Annotated in this window: 15 protein-coding genes and 1 pseudogene; 5 read left to right on the top strand and 11 right to left on the bottom strand. The window is 51.0% G+C overall.

Going from position 1 to position 21684, the window contains the following annotated elements:
• Positions 1-151: 151 nt before the first annotated feature.
• Together NYE33_RS14985 and NYE33_RS14980 are read left to right on the top strand one after the other, a co-directional pair.
• Complete coding sequence (locus tag NYE33_RS14985; RefSeq protein ID WP_076244484.1) at positions 152-2038, top strand: PAS domain S-box protein; 1887 nt, start codon at positions 152-154, stop codon at positions 2036-2038.
• A gap of 134 nt (positions 2039-2172) precedes the next feature.
• Positions 2173-3834: a ribonuclease J gene (locus tag NYE33_RS14980; protein WP_231575193.1), complete on the top strand. Its 1662-nt coding sequence runs from the start codon at positions 2173-2175 to the stop codon at positions 3832-3834.
• 68 nt (positions 3835-3902) lie between these two features.
• Here NYE33_RS14980 and NYE33_RS14975 read toward each other — a convergent pair whose 3' ends face one another.
• From NYE33_RS14975 to NYE33_RS14940, 8 genes are all read right to left on the bottom strand, one after another.
• A complete protein-coding gene (locus NYE33_RS14975) occupies positions 3903-4154 on the bottom strand; it encodes a hypothetical protein (protein ID WP_340943661.1) in 252 nt (83 codons plus the stop codon).
• A 334-nt stretch (positions 4155-4488) separates the two neighbouring features.
• Positions 4489-5250, bottom strand: a complete 762-nt coding sequence (locus NYE33_RS14970) for an SDR family oxidoreductase (RefSeq protein ID WP_042139008.1) — start codon at positions 5248-5250, stop codon at positions 4489-4491.
• A 156-nt stretch (positions 5251-5406) separates the two neighbouring features.
• A complete protein-coding gene (locus NYE33_RS14965; RefSeq protein WP_042139009.1) occupies positions 5407-6060 on the bottom strand; it encodes a response regulator in 654 nt (217 codons plus the stop codon).
• Complete coding sequence (locus tag NYE33_RS14960; protein WP_042139010.1) at positions 6057-7256, bottom strand: sensor histidine kinase; 1200 nt, start codon at positions 7254-7256, stop codon at positions 6057-6059. The genes NYE33_RS14965 and NYE33_RS14960 overlap by 4 nt, the downstream gene beginning before the upstream one ends.
• Positions 7257-7394: 138 nt before the next feature.
• Positions 7395-9587, bottom strand: coding sequence for an MMPL family transporter (locus tag NYE33_RS14955; protein WP_076244480.1), 2193 nt, complete (start codon positions 9585-9587; stop codon positions 7395-7397).
• A 154-nt stretch (positions 9588-9741) separates the two neighbouring features.
• Positions 9742-10644 (bottom strand): carbohydrate ABC transporter permease, encoded by a 903-nt coding sequence (locus NYE33_RS14950; RefSeq protein WP_341066394.1) that lies wholly within the window; start codon positions 10642-10644, stop codon positions 9742-9744.
• Complete coding sequence (locus NYE33_RS14945) at positions 10641-11522, bottom strand: carbohydrate ABC transporter permease (protein WP_042139013.1); 882 nt, start codon at positions 11520-11522, stop codon at positions 10641-10643. The genes NYE33_RS14950 and NYE33_RS14945 overlap by 4 nt, the downstream gene beginning before the upstream one ends.
• A gap of 84 nt (positions 11523-11606) precedes the next feature.
• A complete protein-coding gene (locus tag NYE33_RS14940; protein ID WP_076244476.1) occupies positions 11607-12989 on the bottom strand; it encodes an ABC transporter substrate-binding protein in 1383 nt (460 codons plus the stop codon).
• Positions 12990-13139: 150 nt separating this feature from the next.
• Here NYE33_RS14940 and NYE33_RS14935 point away from each other — a divergent pair, with 150 nt between their 5' ends.
• From NYE33_RS14935 to NYE33_RS14925, 3 genes are read left to right on the top strand one after another with little or no spacing between them, the layout of a single operon-like run.
• Complete coding sequence (locus NYE33_RS14935; RefSeq protein WP_341066391.1) at positions 13140-14933, top strand: cache domain-containing sensor histidine kinase; 1794 nt, start codon at positions 13140-13142, stop codon at positions 14931-14933.
• Positions 14934-14953: 20 nt separating this feature from the next.
• A complete protein-coding gene (locus tag NYE33_RS14930) occupies positions 14954-16534 on the top strand; it encodes a response regulator (protein ID WP_042139017.1) in 1581 nt (526 codons plus the stop codon).
• Positions 16515-17507, top strand: coding sequence for an AraC family transcriptional regulator (locus tag NYE33_RS14925; protein WP_042139018.1), 993 nt, complete (start codon positions 16515-16517; stop codon positions 17505-17507). Before NYE33_RS14930 ends, NYE33_RS14925 begins: the two co-directional genes overlap by 20 nt.
• Positions 17508-17564: 57 nt before the next feature.
• Here the strand turns inward: NYE33_RS14925 and NYE33_RS14920 are convergent, their stop codons facing one another.
• The 3 genes and pseudogenes from NYE33_RS14920 to NYE33_RS14910 all read right to left on the bottom strand — a co-directional run.
• Positions 17565-19142 (bottom strand): alpha-L-rhamnosidase-related protein, encoded by a 1578-nt coding sequence (locus NYE33_RS14920; protein WP_341066389.1) that lies wholly within the window; start codon positions 19140-19142, stop codon positions 17565-17567.
• 200 nt (positions 19143-19342) lie between these two features.
• Positions 19343-20299 (bottom strand): glycoside hydrolase family 43 protein, encoded by a 957-nt coding sequence (locus NYE33_RS14915; protein WP_042141453.1) that lies wholly within the window; start codon positions 20297-20299, stop codon positions 19343-19345.
• Between the two features lie 273 nt (positions 20300-20572).
• Positions 20573-21241: pseudogene (locus NYE33_RS14910) on the bottom strand (glycoside hydrolase family 43 protein); the annotation flags it as partial.
• Between the last annotated feature and the right edge of the window lie 443 nt (positions 21242-21684).

The following is a 21684-nucleotide window of genomic DNA, read 5'->3' as shown; positions in this document are numbered from 1 at the left end:
CTCTTTTTGGCAAAGCCAACTCTGATTCAATAAGAAACCAAAGGGGTAAATTAAATCCGAAGTTATATTCATTAAATTTTAAGTATCGAAGAGACCTTCAAAGCGGAAGGTCTATTTTTCACGACATAAAAACTTACTTAAGGAGGACACCATGCATCGCGTAAACCTGAATCAGGAACGTTTCAACCAGCAGGTCATAGATAATGCCTCCTTTGGAATCGCACTTGTTGGATCAGAAGGTGTGATATTGACGGTTAACCCCGCCATGGAACGGATCTTTGGCTATTCCAAGGCTGAGCTTGACGGAATGAAGCTGCAAGAGCTTTTCAATCCCGATGATGAATTCGGAAATATACATGATCTTAGGGAGCTCATGGGTGACCGGACGGATATACAGCTTGAAACGCGGTTTCTTTCAAAAAAAGGGGATCAGATGTGGGGAATGCTCACTCTCAAGTTTTTCAGCGGAGAGGATCATCCATCGTATTACATTTGTCAAATCGTTGACATCACTAAGCAAAAGGAATCCGAGCAGCGCCTTCAGGAGTCCGTAGAGCGGTACACATCGCTAAAAAAATACAACCATGACTCCGTCATTTCCTTTGGCCTGGACGGCCGGATTATTAACGCCAACAGTATGGCTGAAAAAATAACCGGCTACTCCATCGAGTCTGACCTGATCGGGATGGAACTGGCCCTTCTGATTGGACAGGAGTGTGTCCAGAACATTCTGGACAGATCTCTATATGATGAATCGGTTGATCAGCATATCAACACGCTTTACACCAAAAATGGAGAAGTCATAGAAGTGCTTACCAGTATTGCACCGATTTACGTGAATAATCAAAATATCGGATTCTACCTTATATGCAAAGACATTTCCGAGCAGAGACAGCTGCTGCTTGCCAAGGAAGCCGCCGAATCCACAAACAGGGCGAAAAGCGAGTTCCTGGCTATGATGAGCCATGAAATCCGCACTCCGATGAACGGGGTTGTGGGCATGACAGATATCCTGCTCGACACCACGGAGCTTACCGGAGAGCAGCACAGCTATGTGGAAATTATCCGTAAAAGCGGAGAAACCCTGCTCAATATTATCAATGACATCCTTGATTTGTCCAAAATCGAGGCAGGCCGGACTGAACTGCAGGAGCATACATTTGATCTGCGCAAATGCATCAAGGACAGCTTTGCTGTCATTTCCATAAGTGCTGCCCAAAAGAACCTGGAACTCTCCAGCAGTATAAATCATGATGTTCCCGACCATATATACGGTGACAGCGAACGTCTAAAGCAGGTACTTCTGAACCTGCTCGGCAATGCTGTGAAATTCACGCAGAGCGGCAGTATATCGGTAAAAGTGAAGCTTGTCCGGGAAGCTCCGTTCATGTTGGCCTTCACGGTGACAGATACAGGCATTGGAATTAATCCCTCCCGGCTTAACGAGATCTTTGAGCCCTTCGCGCAGATTGACAGTTTTATGTCCCGCCAGCATGAAGGCACCGGTCTTGGCCTTGCTATCAGCCGCAGAATTATCGGCATGATGGGCGGCGAGATCTATGCAGAGAGTGACGGCAAAAGAGGCTCCTCCTTCACCTTCACGATCAAGCCCAAGAAAGCTGAAGACATTTACAGCCAAGAGACTCCCATGAACAAACTCCCTGCCTCACGCGAAGTGAGCATCCTCCTTGCCGAAGACAATTATATTAACCAGCTGGTGATGACCAAGACACTTGAAAAAATAGGTCACAGGATTACTACCGTAACAAACGGGATAGATGCAGTTGAAGCAGCATGCAAAGAGCCGTTTGATCTCATATTAATGGATCTGCATATGCCGATTATGAACGGCTTCGAGGCAGTGAAGAGGATCAGAGAGGAGCTTAAGGAGAAGAGTCCGCCTATCATCGCGGTTACAGCCAATGCGCTGAAGGGGGACCGGGAAAAGTGCCTGGCTGCAGGGATGGACGAATATGTCAGTAAGCCTGTAAAGCGTGAAGTCATTCTGAAGCTTATAAACCAGTTTGTGCAAAAATAGGATATGGATGCGCAGACCTTCGCAGAATATACCGGAGGTCTGCTAATGCGTCTAGTATATGATTAGAAATCTGGATAATATCCTGCACACCCAAACATAATAAAGATGATTTATATATGGAAGGGGTGCTCACAATGTCAAAAGAACGGCTACGGATTGCTGCATTAGGCGGTGTTCACGAGATAGGAAAAAATATGTATTTCCTGCAATATGGGGATGATATCGTGGCTATTGATTGCGGATCCAAATTTCCTGACGAGAGCCTGCTGGGGATCGACTTAATTATTCCGGATGTAGCTTTTTTATTAGAAAATATCGATAAGGTACGGGCACTGGTTGTAACTCACGGACATGAGGACCACATCGGAGGCATCCCTTACCTGCTGAAACAATTAAACATTCCTCTCTACGCCTCCCGCCTGACCCTGGGATTAATCGAGAATAAACTCAAAGAACACGGGCTTCTCCGTCAAACCAGCCTGAACTGCATCAATTCAGACTCGATCCTCACGTTCGGCCAAATCACCACTAGCTTCTTTAATACCAATCACAGTATTCCGGACTGCCTGGGTGTTGTCTTTGATACTCCCGAAGGAACGGTGGTCCACACAGGGGACTTCAAATTCGATATGACCCCGGTCAACAAGCAATATCCGGATATACATAAAATGGCGGACATTGGCAAAAAAGGGGTCCGGTTTCTGCTCTCGGAGAGCACGAATGCTGAACGTCCCGGCTTCACTCCATCCGAACAGCTTGTTGGCGCTCATCTGGAAGATGCCTTCAAAAAAGCAGAGCGCAGAATCTTTGTCTCAACCTTCGCCTCCAATGTGCACAGGCTGCAGCAGGTTGTAGACGCTGCGGTTGTGACAGGACGCAAGCTCGCCTTGCTTGGACGGAGTATGGTGAACGTTGTTGCCGTATCCCGTGATCTGGGATATTTGAGCATTCCGGACGGTATGCTGGTCGAACCTGCGGAGGCTGCCAAGCTGCCTCCGCAGGAAGTAGCTGTCCTGTGCACGGGAAGTCAAGGCGAACCTATGGCGGCACTATCCCGCTTGGCAAATTCAAGCAACCGGCAGATGGAAATCGGTGCCGGAGATACCGTACTCCTTGCAGCCAATCCGATTCCGGGCAATGAACGCAATGTATCCAGGATTGTAGACAATCTCTATCTCCTCGGCGCACGGGTGATTTATGGATCGCGCAGCGAGCTTCACGTGTCCGGCCACGGCAGCCAGGAGGAATTAAAGCTGATGCTGACCTTAATGAAGCCGGAGTACTTCATTCCGATTCATGGTGAATACCGGATGCTGCATCACCACCGCTTATTGGCCGAAGCTGTCGGGGTACAGGGGGATCATATCTTCCTGCTCAAAAATGGCGAGCTGGTGGAGTCGGCAGAAGGGGTTGTCCGCCAATCAGGTAGGGTGACTGCCGGGCAGATTTTTGTGGATGGCCTTGGAATTGGCGACATTGGCAATGTAGTCTTGCGGGACCGGCGCCAATTGTCTGCTGACGGGGTACTGATCACGGTTATTACCCTTAGTCAATCGGATGGACGGCTGTTGAACGAGCCGGATACGATTTCCCGGGGATTCATTTATGTCCGCAATTCAGACAATCTGATGGATGAGATCAATCAGCTGGTCAAGGCAACTCTCCAGAAGATGAGCGAGGCTGACTTAGGTCAGTGGAATATTATTAAGCAGACCCTAAAGGTTACATTAAGCAAATTTCTTTATGAGAAGACGAAACGCCGTCCCATGATCCTTCCGATTATTATTGAAGTATAAAATAACGGCCTGCTTTTGGTGTTCTACCAAAGACAGGCCGTTACCCCTCTTTCAGGGAATCCTGGAATTCACCTGGATTCGTTTTTGATCTGGTACAGAATCCCTCTTTTTTTGAGCCAGCCAATCACCATTGCATCCATCAAGCCGGTACACCCGCTCTTCCAAATTCCATATTTTGAGACGCCGTGCTTTCTTATTTGATGGGTTACCGTAACTTCAACGACCGAGAACCCGTTCATCTTGGCCAGTGTCGGCAGAAAACGGTGCATTCCATTGTATAAATGAAAGCTGTCCCCGACCTCCCGGGTGAACAGCTTCATTGGGCAGCCTGTATCATAAACCGCTTCTCCTGTAATCCAGTTGCGGATTCCATTGCCGAGCCGTGAGGATATCCTCTTAAGTCCCGTGTCTTTACGCTCCAGCCGTCTTCCGTTTACAAAATCGATCCTTTCTATAAAAGGTATCAGTCTGAATATATCCCGGGGATCGGTCTCCAGATTTCATAACTCTCAATTCTGCCGCTCAGCGCTTCCGTAATACTCAAATACAGATCGTTTATATTGTCTTCTTCATTATAAACCGGTACGACGACTGACAGACGGATCACCTGAAACACCTCAATTTCTATTTAGGCATATGGCGGCAGACTGTGAGTTAGAAGCCTGCTGTCCAGCCTGCATCCGCAGTAATTACAGCACCGTTGACGAAACTGGATTCATCCGATGCAAGGAATAGAGCCACCTTGGCGATTTCCTCAGGCTGCCCGAGGCGGGGAATTACCCCTTTGATTACCTTAGTGCGTGCCGCACCAAGCTCATTTACATTGTTTATCGTATTGACGATATTCGTCATTGTCGCACCGGGAGCGATTGCATTACATCGGATTCCTTGCTGGGCATACATAAATCCGGTGTTCTTCGTAATGCCGACCACTGCGTGTTTGGAGGCGGTATAAGCGACACCGGCATGTGCACCGCAGAAGCCCCCCGTCGAAGCTGTATTTACGATAACTCCTTTTCCTTTATCCAGAAAAATCGGCAATGCCTTGCGTATGGCCCGCATCACACTTTTCGTGTTCACATCAAATATCAGCTCCCATTTCTCATCTGTAACATCACCGGCTGGCGCCATATTATCCATAATGCCAGCGTTATTAACCAGAATATCAAGCGTACCAAAGGTGGAAACTGCCAGATCGATCATCTCATGAATGTCGTGTTCAAGGGCAACATTAGTCTGGATGGCAACCGCCTCTCCGCCGTTCGTCCTGATACCGGCCGCAACGGCTTCAGCTCCTTCCAGGTTCAGATCGGACACGATGACCCTGGCACCTTCTTCCGCGTATAACTCCGCAATGGCCTTGCCCATTCCTGAAGCGGCACCTGTAATGACTGCTACTTTATTATTCAAACGCATATACTATTCCTCCTTGTTATCCATCCTGCAATGATTGGGGTAATGTTCTTTTATGCCTTAATCATACAGAGCACAGGATTCTTTAACATCGTCCTAACGGGAAAAGCGGCCTGCCCTTTCGGGCAAAAAAAAACATGCAGAAACGGTCTCCGCATGTTACATATTCAATAATCCCCGCTCCAGGGCGGTAGCCACTGCCTGCGGCCTGGAATCCACACCCAGCTTGTTGTATATGTTGGTCAGATGAGCTTTAACTGTCCGCTCAGAGACACCCATATCGAGGGCGATGGCTTTGCTGGTGTCCCCCCGGGACACACTCTGCAGGATGAACACTTCCCGTTCACTGAGCAGGGAACCGGCGTCCCGGGAAGGGACCGGAGCCTGCTGCTTGTCACGGACAGACAGGACACGTTCCATGATATCGGCAGTGAGTAAAGTCTCCCCGCGTACCGCCGACTTTATATTCCGGAACAGGTTCTCCCGGCTGGTATCCTTCAACAGATACCCTTTCGCTCCAAGCGCCAGACCTTTAATCATTAATTCATCTTCGTTGTAGGTGGTCAAAATAATGACCGGAACCGTACTATTCCTGCTCTTCAGCTGTTCCATCGTTTCCAGTCCGCTCATCACAGGCATGTTGAGGTCCATCAGGATCACATCCGGCTGCAGCTCGTCTATCAAAGGCAGAGCCTGCTGCCCGTTCCCGGCCTCACCGACAACCTGGAACTCCTCACCCGTCTCCAGGATAAGCTTGAGCCCCTCGCGGACTACGTAATGATCGTCCACAATCAGAATTTTATATATGCTCATATGAATTCTCCCTTAACCAGTGGTGTCTCAATCGTAACCGTTGTCCCTTGAGAATTACTGAATACTTTCAACTCCCCGCCAAGAAGTCTTACTCTTTCCTGTAATCCTAACAACCCGTAATGACCGGCATCCCTGCCAATAGCTTCGGTGTTGAATCCGATTCCGTTGTCGGTAATTCCGATCGATAGCCGGCCCTTCTCATCTGACAATGACACCCAAACCTTGTCGGCCCGCGCATGCCGGGCGATATTCGTCAGACATTCTTTAACGATATGGGAGCTGTGCTCCATCAGCAATCTGGATAAACGTCTGGTCAGTTTAAGGTCTGTAACTACAGGAATACCCGTGGAGTCTGTAAAATGCAGGATTTCATCTTCAACCGACTCCTTGAAATCAATTTCCGGCGCTGATTTGAGCCGTAAATTATCGATTGCTCCCCGTGCATCAGCCAAGGTCCTGCGGGCCTGCTGCATGGACTGTTTAATAATCTCCCCGGTCCTCTCAGTATTACCGCGTGACAAGTGTGCATCCGCAGCCTCAAGCCGCATAATCAGCCCCGCCACCCCCTGGGCCAGCGTATCATGCAAATCCCTGGCCATCCGCTGCCGTTCATTGGCGAGCGTCAATTCCTCCACTTTCTTATGAGCTTCCTGCAGATCCTGGAGAAAGCTCTGAATGCGCTGGCGCTCGTGCACCTGCCGGAAGAACATAATTGCAAAAGCAAACATAATGATCAGCATTAACACGAATATCGGGAGCAAAAAAATGATTTCTTTCGTATCCCCAACCGTCAGACCGGCGTCAAAAAAGATGATCACACTGACAATAGCAGCAATGGATATTCTTTTGATCTGAATAGAAGAGTTGAGACTCTGGGCAATAAGCACGGGGAGCAGTCCGATTAGAACCGCCTGGTATCCGCCCGGCATCAGAATTGCACACCAGTAAATTAGAACGCCTTGTATAGAGAAATACAGCCAGAATTGTTTATTCGTAAACTTGTATGAAAACCAGTGCAGCAGTACATGAACTGAGAATAATCCTGTGAATACTGAGGGAGACAATATCTGCGGATCATGGTAAAACTGAAGAAACACAGTGGAAATATATACGACCGATGTCCAGATGACAGTCGGCAGTCTCGCTACGAACAAATCATTTATAAACTGATTAACCGTTGGTTTGTTTTCTTCCATAGGATCGGCCTCCCACGCAATTATACATTACTGAAGCATCGGTTCACATCTTCCGGTCCACAGACTGGCAGCAGGGAACCGGCTATCCGCCGATCCCTGCTGCCAGTAATCTATATATTCATTATCGTTATTGAGTATCTACGCCGATCTGGACACCTTCTGCGAATGCTTCAGCTCTACTTCCTTCATTACTTCCTCACCTTCGACATCCAGGTTCGGCAGCAGGCGGTCCAGCCACTTCGGGAAATACCAGGCCGACTTCCCAAGCAAGGTCATCACGCCGGGAACAATAAGCATCCGGACGATAAAGGCATCAAAGAGAACTCCAAAGGCAAGCGCCAGTCCCATGACCTTAACCATCGGCTCCTCTGCCAGAATGAAGCCGGTAAATACAGCGACCATAATCAGTCCGGCTGCGGTTACCACTCCTCCACTGTGATGGATACCGGCAAGAACCGACTGTTTGGCATCTCCGCTCTTCTTGAAGGCTTCACGCATCCGGCTGACCAGGAAGACTTCGTAGTCCATCGCCAACCCAAACAGTACACCCACTACGATGATCGGCAGGAAATTGAATACCGGTGCCTCTGCATAGAATCCAAACAGCTTCTGGAAATAGCCATCCTGTACGACAAAGGTGACAAAGCCTAAGGTTGCCCCCAGCGACAGAATAAATCCCAGTACAGCCTTGACCGGTACCAGAATCGAACGGAACACCAGCATCAGCAGCACAAAAGCCAAGCCGACGATGATCAGGCAGAATTTAGGCAACGCCTGGTTCAATTTCTGGGTGATATCAATGTTGACGGCAGTGCTGCCCGTTACACCAATCTTGACATGATCCTGCTGTTCAATGGCCGGGGCTTTATCCCGAATCAGATGCACAAGATCGATCGTTTCGGAATCATTAGGACCCGTCGCCGGCATGACGGTAATCAGCGATACTTTACCGGAAGGTCCGGTGACTGCCGGATTTACGGCAACCACATTGGGATAGGTTTTCACTTCCTCCATTACTTTATTAAGATTAGCCGCCGCCTCTTCTCCGCCATCCGTTTCGGCCAGAATGACCAACGGTCCGTGGTAGCCTGCACCGTAGGTATCAGACAAGAGATCGTATGCCCGGCGTTCAGTGGTATCCGGCGATTTCTGCCCGTCATTCCCCAGACCCGTCTCCATGTGAAAGAACGGCAGCGCAATGGTTGCCAGCAGCGCTACACCTGCCACGACAGCTATTAATGGCTGCCCGGTAACAAACGTTCCCCACAAATTCCCGCTGCCTGCGTTTTTTTGCTTGCTGCCTCTATTCCGGGAACGCTTAGCAGGAGCCTTAATCCGGCCGCCCAGCAAATCCAATACCGCAGGAACTACGAATATGGATGTCAATATTGCGGTGAGCACACAGAGCGCACCTGCTGCTCCCATCGCGGTAAGGAAGGGGACGCCAACGAAGGAGAACCCCAGCAGCGCGATAATGACGGTTACTCCTGCAAATACAACCGCACTTCCGGCTGTGCCGTTCGCGATGGCAATCGCTTCGCGTCTCTCATATCCTTCCGCCAGCTGCTGGCGGTATCTGGCAATAATGAATAGTGCATAATCGATGCCAACAGCCAGCCCAAGCATTCCGGCCAGTGACAGGGCAAAGGAAGGGATATCCAGTATACTTGTTCCGATGATAATCAGCATAATGCCAAATCCGAGGCCCAGACCTGCTGTAAGCACCGGAAGAACACCGGTAAGGATGGAGCCGAGTGCAACAGCGAGAATCACCAGAGCCAGCAATACCCCAAGTCCTTCAGCCGGACTGCTGGTTGCCATTTTTACATAGCCGTCCCCGATCAGTTCTGCCTGCCAGCCCGTGTCCCGAAGTGAGTCTGCGATTTCAAGAACGGAATCCTTCGATTCCTCAGTAACATCATCACCCGGAACGTTATAAGTAATCGTGGCATACCCGACGGTACCCTCCGCATTCAATGAATGATTGTCGTACGGACTTACAACTGAAGCTACCTCCGGGTCCGCTGCCGCTTCCTTGAGCTTCCCGGCAATCAGCTCCTTGGATGCTTCTGAAGATAAGGTTTCGTTGTCCGGCGCCTTCAGCACCAATTGGGTTGTCCCAAGATTTCCTTGCGGATTCGGGAATTCCTTGTTCATAACCTCGAGTGTTTTCTGTGAAGCAAGCCCGGGAATACGGGTCTCCTCACCGAAATGGATCCCCATCGACAACGCCACAATCGCTGCCACCACCACCAGCATAAGGCTTCCAATGAGGACCTTTAACCGGTTCTTCGCCGACCAATATCCCAGCCGGTATAATAATTTCGCCATAACAGTATCGTCTCCTCTGTGTAAGTTCTTCTCTATGCCCTTATCTTATAGACGTGTGAGCCTGCTGCCATCGTCCGATCGGGCGGGAAGCGTCTGCCCTTTCGGGCAGACGCCGAAAAGGCCCCGGATAGGGGCCTTACCGGAAATCTTCATTTCATCCCTTAACCGAACCCACCGTAAGTCCCCCTACGAAATACTTCTGCAGAAAAGAGAAGGCAATCAGGAGCGGAAGTGCGCACAGCATACAAGCTGCAAACAGCACGTTCCACTGGGTCGGATTCTGCTGATCGCCCATGAAGCCGAGCATAGCCAGCGGCAGCGGAGACTGCGACGACTTGGAGATAAACGTCATATTGAAGAAATAATCATTCCAGATCCAGATGCCCTGCGTGATGATCACGGACACCGTGACCGGAATCAGCAGCGGGAATACGACCGTCCAGAACCGGCGGAAGAGTCCCGCACCGTCAATATGGGCTGCTTCCTCTACTTCTTCCGGAACACCGCTGCGGATAAAGCCGGTATACAGGAAGGTGGAGAACGGCAGGCTGCAGGTTACAAACATTAGAATCGGCGTGTACTGCGTGCTGGGAATCCCCAGACTGTTGATCATTTGCACAATGGGGATCAGCACCATCTGCCCCGGGACAACCAGACCGGCCAGGAAGAAGAGGTACAGGAACTGGCTCCATCTGCTTCTGATCCGCGCCATCGGATAGGATGCCATGGCTGCGAAGACCACTACCAGCAATACGGAAATGGCCGTCAGCACCACACTGTTCAGGAGAGCAGTCCCAAAATGCATCCGCTCAAAAGCTGTCCGGTAACTGGCAAAGGAAAACTCATTGAACAAATTCAGCGGATTCGTATTGTTATCCGGAGACCGCAGTGAGGTGGATAACACAATCACCAGCGGAATCAGATTGAGCACCATAATCACGATGACCAGCAGCTGAAGAAGTGTCTTTTTGAGCAAAGCTCCGGGATTGAACGGTTTACGCGTCTTTAAGGCAGGCTCAGGCTGCAGCATTTTACCTGCAGTGGTTCCGCTGTTCATGCTGACACCTCTTTTCTATTCATCAGCCGTACCGAGACGGCAGTAACAGCGATAATCAGGATAAACGAAATAATCCCCAGCGCCGAAGCCTTGCCGAACATCTGCTCCGTGAAGGCCATTTTATAAATTGAATAAATCAGGGTGTTAGTCGAAGTTCCGGGACCGCCATTGGTCATAATGAACGGGAAGTCGAAGGCCTTCAGCCCGTTGATCAGGCTCAGCGTCGTGTTGATCGTAATCGATGTGGCAAGCAGAGGAAGCTTCACATAACGCAGCAGCTTCCAGCCGCCGCAGCCGTCAATCCGCCCTGCCTCCAGCAGATCATTCGGAACGGTCTGCAGCCCAGCGAGGAAGATAATCATCGTTGTGCCGACATTCTTCCAGATTTCCACGAAAATGATCGAGTATAACGCCGATGAATAGCTGCCGAGGAAGTTTAAGTTGTCATTTGGAATACCCAGCTTATCCAGGAATGTGGCAATCATCCCGCTGTCCGGCATATAGACATAGCTCCAGATGAAGCCGACCACAATTGCACTGAACAACGTTGGAATGTAAGAGATCGAGCGGTAGAAGCCTTTACCCCGGATCTTCATGTTGAGCAGCAGCGCCAGCGCAAGTCCAATCAGGTTGCCCGCCACTACACTGACTACGGTATAAATCAGTGTGTTGCTGATCGAATTACCTAGCGTCCCTCCGTTAAACAAAGCCTTGTAGTTATCGAAGCCGATATAATTGAAGGTCTGAGCAAACCCGTTATAGTCCGTCACACTATATTGAAACAGCTTGGTAATCGGAAAAATCCAAAAGGTCAAATAAAAGAGCAGCGCCGGGACTGCGAAAAAATACATCGTTTTTTTCATTACGGTAGATTTCATCTCTGTCTTATCCTCCTGTCCACAATTGTTCCGCCTCTCCGGCTGCCAGTTGACGGAGCTGGCGGAACAATGATCAGTTATACCTTATTTGTTCTTCCACAATTCCTTGAACTTCGCATCCATTGCCTCTGTAACCTGCTCCGGAGTGGTCTTGCGTCCGCCGATAATTTCGGCAAATTTAGCTTCCATTTCTTCAGCTACACCTGTCGGCCACATCTGATTAGGGAAGTATACGGACTTTCCGTTATTCAGGTAGGAATCGTTGACTTCCTTGAAGAGTTCATGGTTCAGGGCCACACCTTTATATACACTGATCGAGCTGTTCGCTCCGGTCCAGGCCTTGAACAGGTCAGACTGGCCGTCAAACAGATAATTCATCACTTCTTTGGCGACATCCAGATTCTCCGACTTGGCATTCAATGCGAACCCGGCAGCAGTTGCAGCGGACACGTAAGTCGGCTGTCCTGCTTCATTCGCCGGCAGGGAGAAGAATCCGCGGGTAAAGTCAGCTGCACCTTTGGCCGTTAATGTAGCATAATCCCAGGTTCCGTCAAAAATCATCGCCGATTTGCCGTCAATAAACAGCTGAGCCGCTTGGGCACTTCCAAGTCCGAGTGAATTTTTGACCACATAGCCTTTGTCGTACAATTCCTTCATCTTGGAGATTGTCGCTGCCCATTTCGGATCTGACAGTGATTTCTCACCCGCCTGAAGCTTGGTGTCAAAATCCATTTCATCCGGGTAAACGACATTCGCGGCAATCTGATACATTCCGAACTGCAGGAACCACGGGTCTTTATCCGCCAGTGAGATTGGAGTAATACCCGCGTCCTTCAGCTTCTGGCAGGCTTCAAGGAATGAAGGCCAGTCTTGCGGCATTTCCGTAATGCCCGCTTGCTTGAACAAGTCCTGATTATAGTAGACCCCCAGGTAATCCAAGCCGCCAGCGATACCGTAAGGCTTGCCCTCATAAGACATATCCTCCTTCGCCCCTTGGCTGATGTTATCCCAGAAGGTCAGGTCGGACAGATCGGCCGCATAACCAGCTTTGGCCATATCCAGCACTCCAAGGGATGCATTTCTCGGGAAAACCCAGTAAATATCCGGCCCTTGGCCTGAAGCAAGCTTGGTACGGATAGAAGTGAAATACTGCTCATCCGGAAGCTTCGAGGTTTCCAGCGTAACATTAGGGAACTTCTCCTTGACGAGCTTAGGCATGATATCGAGTGCAAAATCCTGTCCGTCCGGGGCTTTCGTGCCGGATACCATCATTGTGAGCGTCACCTTCTTGGCGCTGCTGGCGGTATCTGTGGCCGCTGCGGCCGTTGCCTCAGCCTCCGGTGTGGTTGAAGCGTTCCCATTATTGGCCGGCTGATTCCCGTTGTTTCCTGATCCGCAGCCGGCAAGCAGTGTAAGCATTAACGCCAGCAGCAGCGTGCCCGTCCGTTTCTTTGATCGCGTTTTCATTAAATAACCTCCCTATTCTTCTATACCTTCGATTTCCCGGCCGCCCTTCTTCCCGGTGGCTGTATTGATATCTTAATCGTGAAAGCGGTATAATTACTTTTGCATTTAAGGTGCACTATTTTACGGTCTTCTACATCGGAGGAAACAAGTATGAAATTTGTCAGTATCAAAACAAAGCTTTTTCTGGCGCTGGTTCTTGTCTCCGTCATTCCGATTGTCATTGTCACGTATAGCTCCTATCAGAGCTATACCGATCTGGTCAACCAGCAGACCTCACTTGTTGCCTCCAACACCGTTCATAATACGGTTCAGGGCATTGAGGACATTTTCGGAAATATTGAACGCATCTCGCTGACCATTCAGCAGCAGTCCTCGAGTGCAACCGCATACAGTACAGTAAGTGATGAACTGAAGAAGCTGGCACTTACCAGCGACTCCTACGACATTTTCATTATACAGAACAAGCTGAAGCTGATCTTCGAGAATTTGCTGCTCAGCTATGATTATGTTAACGGAATTTATCTTTTTGCCCCTGACGGCAAAAACATCAGCTACGGCAGCACCGCCGAGCTTCAGGTCGGCTATGTCCCGTTCCAGGATGACTGGTATCAGCAGACCATAGCCAGCAAAGGCCAGCTTTATATCGGAGAACCCGGTGTAAAGCCCTATATCATTAACTCTGAACCTTCCCTTGTCTTCTCCCGGGCGCTTTACGATATGAAGACCCAAGAGTTCCTCGGCGTATTCATGCTGGACTGCAGCCTGGATATTTTCAAGGGCCTGAACCAGGATGCCGTACCCAATATGAGCTACTTTGTCCTGGCGAATGACGACGGCAACATTATCTATGACAGTACCGGCAAGAACACCGACACCCGGCTGCCAAGCGCCTTAATCCGCAGAACGGAGGCCATGGCGGGCGATGAGCTGGAATTTTACGACGGGGACATGTTAACTGTGATTCAAAAGCTTCCGGTCTATCACTGGAGTGTCATCGCCAATATCTCACTAAGCGGGCTGTATGAGAAATACGGGATATCCCGGAAGCTGATCGTTTACATTTCTCTGACCTGCGCCGTTATTTTCATTCTGCTCTCTGTCCTGCTGTCCAACTGGATTACCAAACCGATTACCCGTCTGGCCCGGATCATGCGCAAAAACAAATCACAAAAGTTCATCACGACCGATATTGAGCCTCAGCGGGTGGACGAAATCGGCTTCCTGTATACGGAATACAACAAGATGATGAAGGACATCGATACCTTTGTCAGGGAAAGCTACCAGAATAAAATCCTGACCATGGACTCGCAGATGAAAGCGCTTGAAGCCCAGATTAATTCACATTTCCTGTACAATACACTTGAATCTATCAACAGTATCGCCGAGATTGAGGAGGTAGACAGCATTGCAGTGATGACCAAATCCCTGGGGGACATGTTCCGTTATAGCATCAAGACCGACAGTGAGCTGGTGCTTGCCCGGGAAGAGCTGCAGCATGTCGATAACTATATGACCATCCAGCAGATCCGCTATGGCAGCAAAATCCGTTATGTCAAAGAAATGGAGCCGGCTGTGCTGGAAGCCAGAATTCTCAAGCTGATTCTTCAGCCTTTGGTGGAAAATGCCGTCTACCACGGATTAGAGAACAAGAAGGGCAGCGGATTGCTTCTGCTCAGAGGCTACCTGGAGCAGGATAGCGGGCGGATTATCTTTGAAATCCGCGATGACGGGATCGGTATTCCCGCCGAACGGCTGAATGAGATTCAGGAGCTGCTGGAGCTGCAGCCTGAGTTCATGGGGCTGGGGCATCGCAGCAGACAGAGCATCGGCATTAAGAATGTGCACTCCCGCATCGCTCTCTACTACGGCTCCGACTTCGGACTGGCGATTACCAGCGAACCTGCGGCGGGTACGGCCATAACCTTGACTCTCCCCTCCAAATAACACTGAAAGTAGGCTGGACCATGTACAAATTCATCATTGTCGACGACGAGCCTTTAATCCGCCAGGGCCTGCTGAAGAAGATCCGCAGCGTAACTGCTGAGCTCAGCTTCTGCGGTGAAGCAGACAACGGCGGGGATGCCCTTGAGCTCGTCCGTACACAGGACCCGCATCTGATCTTCACCGACATGCGGATGCCGGTAATGGACGGCAAATCCCTGCTCCGGCAGCTGCAAAGCCAATATCCCGACAAAAAGATTATCGTAATCAGCGGCTACTCTGATTTCGAATATATGCAGGAGGCCATTTCGGCGCGCGTAGTCCATTATCTGCTGAAGCCGTTCAGTAAAGAAGAAATCCTTGATGCCATCTCCAAAGCGGTAACCGCAATCGAAAGTGAGCAGTCCTCCAAGGCGGAGACGCTGAGCATCACCAGAGAAGCTGAGCAGCTCAGTCTGCTTGGAGATATGCATGCCCTGCTGCAATATATTTCCGGGTTTTATCCCGTGGAGCACCCGCCCGTGTTCCGCTCTGCCCCCATGCGGAATCTCATGTCTGCCGGCAGAATGGTCCTGTTAACTCTCTATACACCGGAAGAATTAGCTGCCCAGGAGCCTGCTTTGGAGGGGACCCGCCTGTTTCTTCTGCACCCGCAGAGCAGGAAGGTGGCCTTCTCTCTCCAGCTCTATGACAGTTCACTTCCAGAGACCGAGATCCTGGAACTGGCCGCCTCAGAAGCCCGGAAGCTGATTGCCGGGACAGGACCCCAGGCCTGCATTGGCATCAGCAGTGTAATAAGCACTGTGTCCGGGCTGCAGCAGGCACGCGAGGAATCTATGTCTGCCCTGAACTGCCGGGCCATCGCAGACCAGGGCCAGTATTTCCTCTACCATCCCGGCAGCTACCAGACCACGCCCGTGATGTGGGAAGGCAGCCGGGACCTGATCTTTTTCATTGAATCGGGCAACACTGGAAAGGTCACTGAAGGGGTGCTCGATTATTTTGACTATTACCGCGGGCAGCCTGCGGCGACCATTCATCAGCTCAAAGAGAATTGCCGGCATATCATCGCTGAGGTCAAAACGCTGATCGCTGCTTACTTCCCGGCCCAGAACGGACAGCATCCGTCTTCGAGCCTGGAAGCCGTGCTTAGCATCTCGTTCGATGCTGAGGAGATCCGGCTGTACTTCCTGACGGTGCTCACCTCCGCAGCGGACTTGCTCAAGGAGCAATCGGTGTACTCTTCGCCAAATGTCATCGACAATGTGAAGGTGTATATCCGCAAAAACATAGCTTCTCCCGTCACACTTGAGCATCTGTCAGGTCTGTTCTACATCAGCCCGAGCTACCTGAGTTTTCTGTTCAAAGAAAAGACCGGTGAGAATCTGATTGATTATGTCAACAAAGAGCGTATTGAACGTGCCAAGCTGTTGCTGCGCACAAGTGAGGATAAGATTTATAAGATCGCCAAAGCTTTAGGAATCGATAACGCCAAATACTTTTTCCGGCTGTTCAAGAAAATGACGGGACACACACCGGAAGAATACCGGAAGCTGTGTGTAGCCGGAAAGGAGACCGGACCGGATGGATCACCGGGAGCTTGAACAGGCTCTGCGCCGCCATAATACCATAGAAGCCAAGCAGCGGCTCACCCGCCGCAACATCGAAGAGTTCGGCGGCCAAGAAATGACCCTGCCGCCCGGAGAACGGGTTCCGCGTCTGCCGGAACACCTTTTCTTCCGCCAGGGTGATTATCATATCAGCAAGCATCACAGGTTTGCGGCGATGCCGGAGCATACCCATTCTTTTATCGAGCTTAATTACATGTACTCCGGCCGCTGCCGTCAGAGGATCGGCGGCTCTGACATCGAGCTGACTCAAGGGCAGATCTGCCTGCTCGATACGGATATGCCCCATTCGATATCCATTCTGAATGAGGATGACATCCTGATTAATATTCTGATGCGCAAGGAAACGCTGAGCACGGCATTTCTGACACGCCTCGGCATTGACGGGAGATTAACCGACTTTCTGGTCAATGCCCAGTCTCCTTCCACCGCCCATGACCGTTATCTTCTCTTCCGCTCGGAGCACTGCCTGAACCTTCACCATATTCTCGCCAGTCTTATGTGCGAGTATTTCGATCCCCGTGAGTTCTCGGCGGATATGATCAGCGGCTATATGGTCATCGTATTCACGGAGCTCATGCGGGTACTGAGCCAAGATCCTGCCTTAAGCGGGCTTCCGTTAACCAAACGGGCCGATCTGCTGGAGATTCTGCAGTATCTCGAACGGCATTTCCGTCATTGTTCCCTGAAGGATCTGGCTGCTCACTTTAACTTCAATCCGAATTATCTGGGCAATCTGCTGAAGAAAAGCACCGGCAAAACCTTCGGGGAGCTGGTGCAGGAGCACCGTATGGCTTATGCCGCTCTCCTGCTCACCAGCAGCGGCCGCTCTATCGGAGAGATTGCCGGTGAATGCGGCTATGAAAGCCTGAGCTTTTTCCACAAGAAATTCGTTGAGCGCTACGGGTTAACTCCGCTGCTCTACCGCAAGCATAACCAAACAACCTGAGACGCCGCTTGCTGCGGATGCTCAGGTTGTTCGCGCTGCTGCCTTATCCAGTTGCTTCTACAGCTGATATTTACGGATCAGATAAGCCGGAGTACAGCTCCAGGCATGGCAATAGCTGTTAATCAGATGACTGCCGTAAGGTGAAAAGCTCTTGTCGTTTGGATCATACAGCTCCCAGAACGTATCCGCTCCGTCCTTAATCATCTGCCCCCAGTACTTCTTGATCTCCCGGATGGCTGTCTCCCTCTCGCCTACCTGAATCAGCGCCTCAATGAAGTGATGAACCATATAAGGTGTGGACATCGGAATCGCAGACTTGTCCTCCAGCAGCCTCAGCATGAGCGCCTTCGCCTGCTCCGGTTCCGGAACTTCAGCCAGCACCATCCAGATCTGTGACGCATAGGAGATCTGTCTGTCCCTGCCGCTGATGAAGCAGCCGGATTGGGCGTCCCATAAATGCTCCGCCGCCGCTTGTGTAAGCTCTCCGATTGTCCGCTCCAGCGTAGCCTTACGCTCATCTCCGAGCAAAGCTGCCAGATGCAGCGCGCGCTTCAAATTATAGATTAAGATAGCTTGGGAAGGGGCCTGCTTGTTCAGGTTAGGGTGCCAGTCAATAAAGGCCCACCAGCTCTCGTCATCAGCAACGATTCCGCGTTCGTCGAGCCGCTCCAGCCCCAGCTCAATCTGCCGGTAAGCAGACGGCCACAGCTCCTCCAGCGTATTCCGGTCACCGGTAGCCAGGAAATAATCGTGAAGCACAGAGACAAAAAAGAGTGAATAATCATAGAGATACGTATCGTCCGCTATGACCTGCGGCTTCATGAACAAATTGGCTGTGATCCTGCCCCGTTCATCCGGATAAGCCGCGAACAGGTACAGACAGCGTTTCACAAGACCGTTGCCTGAGAATGTCTCATAATTGGCGAGCGCCTGCAGCCGCAGGTCACCAAGCCATAGTCTGCGGTCCCGCTTGGGCCCGTCCTCGAACACCTCCTGCATACACTCCTCCAGCGTCTTTACACTGACTTCATCGATCACCTGCAGCTCCGCGTCCGCAGAGGTGAGCGTGGCGGATAACGCAGAGCGGTCGGCCGAGGTTACAGCTGTGCAGCTGATGTCGGCAAAGGATACCTTGTACTTGGGCGAGGTATCCAGAACCTTTAGCTTGAGATACCGGAAGCTGTATCTTCGTTCCAGCTTCAGGGCAGCGGGGAGTACATCCAGATGAATCCGCTCCTCCTGCAGCCAGGAGCTGCTAAGCCATCCGTTGTATTCCGAGAAGGGTTCCGCCATCTCCACCGGCATTTCACCAAGTGTAATCTGCAGATGCAGCGGGGCATCCGGCGGGCTGCCGACGGGAACGATCCGGATTGCCAGAGCTCCGACCAGATGTTCGCCGAAATCTAGAATCACCTCTTCACCTTTGCCGAATGACATGCCGGGCAGGTCTTGCACGTGTTGCACCGCTTCTGCCTGCCAGCCATGGATCAGCTGTTCATTCCTTATCATCCGGACGATCTGCTTCGGCGTACATTCCCGGTGAATAAGCCGGGGCTCCAGCTGCGCGGCAACTGCGGCAAATGCCTCATTTTTGCGTATGGATACGACTTCCTGACGCTGCATAGCTTGTGTCATACTGTAGTTCCTCCCTCGGGTTAGCTTGTTTCCTCCTCTAGTAAACCGTATTCCAGTCCGTTTGAACATGCAGTGAATACAGCAAATTTTGCTCTTATTACAGTTTGCTTCCCTATTAGGGAACACTATTTGGATAATCCATTGCTCAGCAAGAAGGGGCACCCGGCTGCTTGGCGCATGCCGGGTACCCCTTCCTCATTCTATAAAGTTAGCTCATGGCCATCCGGCACCGGCAATCCGAATACCGGCAGTCCGTCTTCTCCCCATGCCACAGGCTGGACACGGGTATGACGGTTAGGGTCATTCAAGGGATCTCCCTCTATTTCCTTATAATTTCTGGCGTGATAGACAAGCAGGTCCTGCGTTCCATCTGCCGTTACCGTAAAGCTGTTATGTCCCGGACCGTACTGGCCGTTCTCTTCGCTGGTCGTAAAGACGGGGACCGGGGATTTCGTCCACGAGCCGGGGTCCAGCAGATTGCTGTCATCCGGTGCGGTAAGCAGGCCCATGCAGTAATGGTGATCGGTCGCGCTGGCCGAATAGGTCAGGAGAACTCTTCCGTTCTTTTTCATAACAGCAGGCCCTTCATTTACACGGTATCCAATCGTCTCCCACTCATAGTCCGGCCGGGTCAGCAGGATCTGCTCACCTTCCAGCGTCCATGGATTAGCCATCTTCGAGATAAACAGGCTGGAGTTCCCCTGAACCGAAGGGTCCTCCTGCGCCCACACCAGATACTGCGATCCCGCATGCGCAAAGGTAGTGGCATCCAGCGAGAACGTATCCCATGCGGTATAGATTCTCCCCTTCTCCTCCCAGCTTCCTTCCAGCGGATTGTCAGAAGCATTCTCCAGTACATACAGACGCTGTGCAAAAGGTGCATCATCACTGCCGGCGGAGAAATAGATGTACCACTTCCCGCTGATGTAATGAATTTCCGGCGCCCATACATAACCGCTCATAATACCGGTGGTATGCTTCGTCCAGATGACGACAGGCTCGCTGGCTGTAAGTCCGCCGATCGTCCGGGCTCTCCGCAGCTCAATCCGGTCATATTCGGGAACCGAAGCGGTGAAGTAATAATAGCCGTCACTATGCCGGTAAATGCAGGGGTCTGCCCGCTGTAGGACAACCGGGTTGGTGATTGTTTCATTCATTATGTAGCTATGTCCGTCCCCGAAGGCCGCCAGCAGCAGGCTGCGTTCCCCGGCAGTAACCGGAAGGACTCCGCCGTGGCGTTTGGTGTTTACACCAAGGTCGAACTCCCTGTCTGCAAGCACGCGGAAATCGCCGCTGCTAAGGTCAGACGTTAACAAGGGAAGATATCCCTTCCCTTCCGCATAACGGTCCACAATCAGGCACCATTCCCCGCGGCCGTTCAGCTTATAAATCTCCGGGCCTTCCACGCCCATAATGGCCTCCAGAACCGGCGCATCCACAAAGCTGAAGGCGTCTTTATCCAGCGACGCACCTTGCTCCACCCGGATATTCTTAGTTGTCTCATCCTTCGAGAAACGGTAGTACCTCCCGCCAGCAGCGATAATTGTCGTATCAATGATATGATTGTCGCGCTCAATGTACTTCTCTGCTGCCGTAAATTCCCGGAAATTCTTCGTGCGCGCGCTGTATATTTTATGCTTCCGTTCACTCTCATGCGGCTCCTGAGTAGCCGAAGCCCAGAATACCAGGAATTCATCCGCAGCCTCATCGTAAATCGCCTCAGGAGCCCATACACATCCGGCGCCCTCCACACCGACCGTAACTGCCCACGGCTGTGACCAGTTCACCAGATCTGCAGATTCCCAGACGATAATATCGCGGCTGCCGGCCTCCACGGCTGCACCCCAGCCCTTGCCGTTGGCAATGCGCAGATCGGTGGCAATCAGATAGAATTTGCTTTCCTTCGGCGAACGGATGATAAAGGGATCTCTGGCTCCCTTTTCCCCGAGCTCCGAGCGCAGAACAGGCAGACCCGCGTTCAGATCCTTAAAGTGCAGGCCGTCCTCACTGTAGGAGAAGTAGACCTGTTCGCCATCCGGCTGCTCCCCGATGAAATGAACTAAGAGATAACCGGTGTATGCGGGTATAGATTGAGACAAGCTAAGCCCTCCTTAGGGAATTATTATACCGAACAAATCTTCCAGTCCGGCTTCGTGTCATTTAGTTAACACAAACATTAATCTATTTACTATTATATTAATATTATAGTTAGGGAACATAGATAGAGTCAATGCTGTTTCTGCTGAAATTCACCTGAGAAAAAAAACCGCTGAACGGATTCAGCGGCTTCATTACCTTTTACATGGCTGCAATGTCTGCCACCTAATGATAGCTGGGCAATAAAAATCAACCTGCTGGATCTCTCACGTTTACGGGATCACCGCTTTGATCTTCACCCGGGGCTAGTCGGGCTCCATCCTTGTTCAAGTAAGGAACACTGCGCCTATCCACTCAAAATTACAGCTTCGTTTCACCAGCCGGTTGCGCCCGAGACTGGTTACAGCCTTGCCTTCGCCATCAAAGCCCACAAAATTTGTTCATT

Source organism: Paenibacillus sp. FSL R10-2199 (genome assembly GCF_038000235.1).
Taxonomy (GTDB): Bacteria; Bacillota; Bacilli; order Paenibacillales; family Paenibacillaceae; genus Paenibacillus_AQ; species Paenibacillus_AQ phytohabitans.
Note: the sequence above shows the minus strand (reverse complement) of the source record. Positions and strands in the feature narration are given on the sequence as shown.